We start from the raw sequence: 6,878 nt of genomic DNA, 5'->3' as shown, positions 1-6,878 counted from the left end.
GGCTGCTGATTTTATCACCCAGTCAGTTTAAAAGATGTTGGTAATGACAAGGCCTGGAGGCTGGGAACCAGTTAGGGCAAGGGGCGTGTCTTAACTTAGTGCCATTCGTTTTAAATCCCTTACCCTTTCCCCTTTCCCCTTTCCCCTTTCCCCTTTCCCCAGCCTCACCCAGCTTTCGTTGGCTTGACAGACCACTAGCGGGACTGAGACATAACTGTTCGGACTGCTTCAAGGGTGCGATCGATGTCTGCTTCGGTATGAGCTAAAGAAGTAAATCCGGCTTCAAATTGAGATGGAGCTAAATAAATTCCATGCTCTAACATGCCGCGATGGAAGCGAGCAAATTTACTTAAGTCAGACTTTTTGGCATCTTCATAATTGCGAACTGGACTTTCGTTAAAGAAGAAACCAAACATGCCACTAATCTGACCACCGCAGGCAGCATGACCTGTTTGTTTAGCAATTTCCAGTATCTCATTTGTGAGTCGCTTTGTAATGCGATCGAGATACTCGTAAGTTCCAGGTTGTTGCAACAACTCTAACGTCTTAATTCCTGCCGTCATTGCCAGTGGATTCCCCGAAAGCGTTCCTGCTTGATACACGTTTCCGGCGGGAGCAACCATCGACATAATTTCTTGGCGACCACCATAAGCGCCTACGGGTAGACCGCCACCGATGACCTTACCTAAAGTAGTCAAGTCAGGAATAACACCAAATTTCTCCTGCGCCCCGCCGTAAGCGATGCGAAAGCCTGTCATCACTTCATCAAATACCAGCAGCGCTCCATACTCCTGCGTCAGTTTTCGCAAACCTTCAAGAAAACCCGCAGCAGGTGGAATAAAACCTGCATTTCCTACCACAGGTTCAAGAATTACACCAGCAATTTCATCAGGATTTTGCTCGAATAATACTTTTACTGCTTCTAAATCGTTGAAAGGAGCAGTCAGCGTGTTGCTAGTCACAGATTTGGGCACACCAGGAGAATCGGGCAAGCCAAGGGTAGCAATACCAGAGCCAGCCTTCACGAGAAACATATCAGCGTGTCCGTGGTAGCAGCCTTCAAACTTGATTACTTTCTCCCGCCCCGTAAAAGCTCGCATCAGACGAAGCACAGCCATACAAGCTTCTGTGCCGGAGTTGACAAAACGCACCATTTCGATACTGGGAACAGCATCGATTACCATCTGTGCCAGTACATTTTCTAGATAGCAGGGCGCACCAAAGCTAGTTCCTTTTTCCAGGGCATCGTGGAGAGCCGCAATGACTTCAGGATGAGCGTGACCGCAGATAGCAGGCCCCCAACTGCCGACATAATCAATATATTGATTGCCATCCACATCCCAGATGTAAGCATCCTTGACGCGATCGAACACGATTGGCTGTCCGCCAACAGATTTGAAAGCCCGTACGGGAGAACTGACTCCTCCTGGCATTAATTTTTGGGCAGCAGCAAAGATTTCCGCCGATTGGGTGGTTTTTAAGCGAGTCGTTGCAATCATAATTTTTTCTCCTGAGATTTTGACTTGGGTTCTAGAGTTATAGCAACACGCAAGGTGGTTAGGACATCAACAGACGATAAAACTTAGACACAAAAAGGCTTTTCACCCAGTCCCCAGTCCCCAGTCCCCAGTCCCTTGCTATAAAAGTTAGCTGAAACCAACCGTCTTATTTCAATTCGAGCATGACTTCATTGCGTCTGAATGCTGGCAAGATGAAGGGAGAGTCATAAAAAGCATAAATCGGTTTACCTTTTGTCTCGATACCTTGCTGAACCAGAAAAGCAGATAATTTGGCTTCCTTTTCCTGCAATTGTTCATCCCCAGCCGATCCGGAAAAACGAATTGCCGCAACTTTGTTGCTGGGAACTTCTTTGATAGTAATGCGAGAGTCTTTTGGTTTTGGCAGCGTTGCCAAGGTGTATTCTGAGGGCATCACGAACTGTACCGCCCAAGTGCTAGCAATATTTCCTTGCGCTTCTTGTTGAATGACAGGCGCAGTCATAGCGATTTTTTCACTTGGCTGAGATTGCGTCACGGGCGCAGTCATGGCAATTTTTGTTACAGACGTGTTTTCACCAAATATGTAAGCGGCAAGAATCGAAAATGCAGCTTTGTTTGCTCGATCTCTTTGGGCTTCAATAAGTGTTTCGGCAACAATTTTTGGCTCGTATTGCCGGATTTCAATATCATCATAGGATTGCAATACGCAATATTTTGGTTCTTCGGTTTGACTCATCAGACTTTCACAAATAACTAAAATTAATCGTATAAAACTAGTCGCCTACTTTTTGTACTAACCGTCCATCTTCCATCTCGATGATGCGATCGGCAATATCGAGAATTCGATTATCGTGAGTGACAAGTAAAATGGTGCAACCCTGCTCTTTAGCTAAACGCTGCATGATATCTACAACATCGCGACCTGATTTTTTATCAAGAGCAGCAGTAGGTTCGTCGGCAAGAACAATTTTAGGATGACTCGCTAAAGCACGAGCGATCGCAACTCGCTGCTTTTGCCCTCCAGAAAGACTGTCTGCATAATAATCGATGCGATCGCCCAAACCAACACTTTTGAGAGTATCCGTCGCCAGCCGATCCATATCTTGCTTTAGATACTCATCATGCAGTTCTAAAGACATTCGGACATTCTGCTTTGCTGTTAAGAAAGTCAATAAATTGTGTGCCTGAAAAATATAACCAATCTGCCGCCGCACTTGTATCAATTGCCGCTTACTAGCCCCACACATTTCCTGTCCCAAAACTTTCAGGTTGCCTTCTCTAGCGGCTCTCAATCCACCTATTAGTGTTAGTAAGGTGGTTTTCCCAGAACCAGATGGGCCAGTCATAATCACGATTTCTCCAGAATAAATGTCGAGGTTAATATCAAACAAGACTTGCTTGCAGAGTTGTCCCCGACCGAAGTAGTAATCGAGATGGCAAACTGAAATAACTGGTTGTTGGGAAGTATTTTGAACTTTGAGTTTTGAGCTTCGATCGAGACTAATTTCTTGCAGCATGAGAGTTCAACTGTAAATTTGGGTTTCGTTCTAGAAAACTATGAGTTTTGAAATGCGATATTTTACTAAACTTCAACTCAAAACTTAGAGGATATCAGCTGGATCGGCTGCTCGTAACTTTTGCATAGCAAGCGTTCCCGCTCCAATACACATGACGAAAGTCAACACTAACACAGTTACCGCACGAGCTAGTTTCATCGCAGTCGGTAAAAACGTCACGGATTGAAAAAAAATGTAAAATCCACTTGAGAGCAAAAAACCTGGAATAAACCCCAAAACCGCTAAAATAAAAGCTTCTTGAGCGATAACTTTAATTAGATATATATCGCTGTAACCCATTGCTTTTAAAGTTGCATATTCGGGCAAATGATCTGAGACATCAGTATAAAGAATTTGATAAACAATGACTGCTCCGACTAAAAAACCGATTGCGACACCGAGGTTAAAAGTCGGGCCAATAGAGGAGCCTGTAGACCAATATGCACTTTCACGAGCAGTGAATTCAGCGATGTTTAGTACTAGTAAATCATCTGGCAGCTTGGCTCGTAAATCAGCCTGGATCTGCTCAATGGAGGCATTTGATTCTACGTCAATAATACCAAGATCGATGTCGTTTGCTTGGCGTTGGGGAAAGAGTCGTAAAAAGGTAGAATCGCTGACGATCAGATTGCCGTCAGCAGAAAAAGAAGAACCGAGCTTAAATAATCCGACTATTTGAATTTGATAATCGTTAGTTTGGACGATCAGCGGATTCTGTTTTTTCAGCAAACTAGGAACGTCTCCAAGCTGAGGAACCAATCCAGCCCTATCAAATAACGCTCGATTCAATAACTTCAGTTTATTCAATTGTTGATTGACTTCTGGTAAGTCAAATGCTGGTTGATTTGGATCGATTCCATAGACGAAAAGTTTACGGCTAGCTCGATTTTCAGGATTTCGCCACGATGCTTGACTTACATATAGCGTCGCCAGGGATTTAACACCGTTAACACCTGCTATTTTATAGAGCTTATTTCTGGAAAAACTTTTGATAGATTGCAAGTTATCAGACAGTTTATTGACTAAAAATAAATCTCCTTTAAGCGTGGTATAGGGAGTAACTTGCGAATCAAATAGTGCATCCCTAACTCCCAGTTGAAAAAACATTAGAAAATCGGCAAAAGCGATTCCTGCTATAGCAACTAACAAACGATTCTTTTGACGGCTCATTTGCCGCCAAGCAAGTGGGGTTTTACGAAATAATTTATCGAATATAGTCAAGTTGCTTCGCTCCAATTCAAAATTATAAATTCAAAATTCAAGCAATATATCTTTGGGTGAAGTGAAGATGCGATGAATCGCGTCTCTACAAAATGGTTTGTTTGCCGCATGATTTTTGAGAATTAGTATTAATTTTGCTTGTTCCCTTTTATTGTTTGATATTGTTATTCGGCTGAATGGCAACCTGTACTTGCAAGTTAGTTAAGTTTGCAACTCGTTTGCTATCTTGGGGATCGAGTGCAATTCTCACTTCAATAACTTTGCGATCGAGGTTTTCCCCAGGTTCGCCGCTAGTTACTTCTTGTTGGATCACCTGTAGTCCAATCAGCCGAACGGTTCCGCGCAACTGTTGGGAGAACGACTCACTCGAAATCGTTGCCTGTTGACCTTCACTAACTTTGCCAATATCAGTTTGATATATCTCTGCGATCGCTTCCATCGAACTGGTTTGTCCGAGTTCGGCAATGCCTTTCTCGCCAACGACTTCTCCGGGTTTGGCCTTAATATCGAGAATCCGACCTGCTATAGGTGCGCGGATATAAACTTCAGCGAGATCGGCTTCAGCTTTTTTGACTGCGGCGATCGCTTTATTAACTTCAGCCTCAGCTGCTTGCACATCTACCGGACGTACCTCAGCAATCTTATTTAGGTTTGCCTTAGCTTGCTGGATCTGCTCCTTGAGAGTATCTACACTCTTATTTTGGTTAGCTTTAGCTTCGGTAAGCTGTGCTTGCGCTGTTTCTAGAGCAAGTTGTTTTCGATCTACTTCCACAGCAGAAATCGCGCCGTTTTGGTAAAGCGAGGAATAACGATTATACTCACTATTGGCAGTTTTAACTTCGGCTTGCCAGCGAGAGATAGTGGCTTCTCTAGTAGCTATTTCGCCCTTTAACTCTTCTTCCAAGCGATCGATTTCAGCTTTTTGGGCAGCAATCTCTCCAGATTTTGCGCCAGCTTGCACCTTGGCTAACTCTGCTTGAGATACTTTGACTTGTGCTTGTGCTTCCAGTAGAGCATTTTGCAGGCGATCGCGCGAATCCATAATAGCGATCGCTTGACCGGCTTTAACGCTACCGCCACGCTGTACAAGCAATTTGGCTACGCGATCGTTGCTTAAGGTAGCAGGTACGGATACTTTGATGACTTCCGTAGCTGGTTCTATCCGTCCTAAAGCGGTAATTTCTTCAATCTTTGGTCTGGGTTGCACAACTTCAACGGGTTTGCCGATTGGTTTTGATTGAGAAATACCGTAGAAAGCGATAATTCCTGTGAGCGCAGTACCAGTAAAAACGACAGCCAGCGTCCATTGCTTTGAAGGTTTTGAGAGCGATTGTAAATTCATGTCAATACTTCAAATTTCAGCGAGGACTTTAGTAAAATTGTCCTTGGTCATTAGTCATTTGTCCTTTGTAAACACGAATGACAAATGACAAATAACTAATGACAAATGACAAATGACAAATGACAAATGACAAATGACATTTCTTATGTTTTAACGGCAAAAGTTAAACTACAAGAGATGTCAGGCTTGCCCAATCTTGAGGCTTTAAGAATACTTGGTATAACTCGGCTTCTGGGGTGTTGGGTTCGGGTTGATAGCCGTATTCCCAACGCACTAACGGAGGTAAAGACATCAAAATTGACTCGGTGCGTCCGTTTGTTTGCAACCCGAAAATCGTGCCGCGATCGTAAACTAAATTGAATTCAACGTAGCGTCCGCGCCGATATAATTGAAAATTACGTTGGCGATCGCCATACTCCATTGACTGCCGCCGCTTGACAATTGGCGTGTAAGCAGGTAAAAAAGCTTTACCGCAATCTTGTGCGAATGCAAATAATTCTTCCCAATTGCGGGTTTGTGGTATGTCAACGCGATCGCTGTTATGCGCGGCTGCTCCTTTGGGATCGGGGCCTCGATAAAGCTGACCTTGACCGTCTTGATAGTCAAAAAAGATGCCGCCAATGCCCCGCATTTCTTGACGATGTTTGAGATAAAAATACTCGTCGCACCAAGGTTTAAACACTGGATAATATTCGGGATCGTGCGCGTCACAAGCCTGTTTTAATGTGTAATGAAAATGAGCTGCATCTTCAGCAAACGGATAGTAAGGCGTTAAATCGATGCCGCCGCCAAACCACCAAACCGGGCCAGCTTCAAAGTAGCGGTAGTTGAGATGAACCGTTGGCACGTAAGGATTGCGCGGATGCAATACCATTGAAGTTCCGGTGGCATAAAACTGATGTCCATTAGCCTCTGGACGTTGTGCCAAGATTGAAGGCGGCAGATGAGAACCCCAGACTTCAGAGAAATTAACTCCACCTTGCTCGAATACTGCGCCGTCGCGGATGACGCGCGATCGCCCGCCACCTCCTTCGGGTCGTTCCCATGCATCTTCCTGAAACGTGCCTTCGCCATCTAGCTGTTGCAAACCCTGACAGATTTCGTCTTGCAACTGTCGCATGAACTGGCTAACTCTAGCCTTGGCATCAACTGGGAGTAGAAGTTTGGATTGAGTTGCTTGAGGAGTTAAAGTAGTGTTCATGAGCAATACCTATTTTTCCTATTTCTTAATAGCGAACATTTGAATAAATTCGATAAACT

The 6,878-nt window shown here is 44.2% G+C and carries 6 protein-coding genes; all 6 read right to left on the bottom strand.

Annotated elements, in window-relative coordinates; translation table 11 throughout:
• Positions 1 to 194: 194 nt before the first annotated feature.
• Positions 195 to 1,499 carry a glutamate-1-semialdehyde 2,1-aminomutase gene (gene hemL / locus RM368_RS24715; RefSeq protein WP_416212257.1) on the bottom strand — a complete coding sequence of 435 codons (1,305 nt, stop codon included), beginning with the start codon at positions 1,497 to 1,499 and terminating at the stop codon, positions 195 to 197.
• A 166-nt stretch (positions 1,500 to 1,665) separates the two neighbouring features.
• Positions 1,666 to 2,235 (bottom strand): heme-binding protein, encoded by a 570-nt coding sequence (locus RM368_RS24710; protein ID WP_322696483.1) that lies wholly within the window; start codon positions 2,233 to 2,235, stop codon positions 1,666 to 1,668.
• A 37-nt stretch (positions 2,236 to 2,272) separates the two neighbouring features.
• Positions 2,273 to 3,016: a DevA family ABC transporter ATP-binding protein gene (locus RM368_RS24705; protein WP_322696482.1), complete on the bottom strand. Its 744-nt coding sequence runs from the start codon at positions 3,014 to 3,016 to the stop codon at positions 2,273 to 2,275.
• Positions 3,017 to 3,100: 84 nt separating this feature from the next.
• Entirely contained in the window at positions 3,101 to 4,276 is a 1,176-nt protein-coding gene (gene devC, locus RM368_RS24700) for an ABC transporter permease DevC (protein ID WP_322696481.1), read from the bottom strand.
• A gap of 148 nt (positions 4,277 to 4,424) precedes the next feature.
• Positions 4,425 to 5,618, bottom strand: coding sequence for an ABC exporter membrane fusion protein (locus RM368_RS24695; protein WP_322696480.1), 1,194 nt, complete (start codon positions 5,616 to 5,618; stop codon positions 4,425 to 4,427).
• Between the two features lie 163 nt (positions 5,619 to 5,781).
• Positions 5,782 to 6,819 carry an oxygen-dependent coproporphyrinogen oxidase gene (hemF, locus tag RM368_RS24690; protein ID WP_322696479.1) on the bottom strand — a complete coding sequence of 346 codons (1,038 nt, stop codon included), beginning with the start codon at positions 6,817 to 6,819 and terminating at the stop codon, positions 5,782 to 5,784.
• Positions 6,820 to 6,878: the final 59 nt, after the last annotated feature.

This window comes from Nostoc sp. DedSLP03 (genome assembly GCF_034530815.1).
In the GTDB taxonomy this organism is placed as follows: Bacteria; Cyanobacteriota; Cyanobacteriia; order Cyanobacteriales; family Nostocaceae; genus Nostoc.
Note: the sequence above shows the minus strand (reverse complement) of the source record. Positions and strands in the feature narration are given on the sequence as shown.

Bases quoted from the DNA above. Each gene is read 5' to 3' on its own strand.
- RM368_RS24705 (WP_322696482.1), bottom strand. From the start codon at position 3,016: ATGCTGCAAGAAATTAGTCTCGATCGAAGCTCAAAACTCAAAGTTCAA.
- hemF (WP_322696479.1), bottom strand. From the start codon at position 6,819: ATGAACACTACTTTAACTCCTCAAGCAACTCAATCCAAACTTCTACTC.
- RM368_RS24710 (WP_322696483.1), bottom strand. From the start codon at position 2,235: ATGAGTCAAACCGAAGAACCAAAATATTGCGTATTGCAATCCTATGAT.
- hemL (WP_416212257.1), bottom strand. From the start codon at position 1,499: ATGATTGCAACGACTCGCTTAAAAACCACCCAATCGGCGGAAATCTTT.
- RM368_RS24695 (WP_322696480.1), bottom strand. From the start codon at position 5,618: ATGAATTTACAATCGCTCTCAAAACCTTCAAAGCAATGGACGCTGGCT.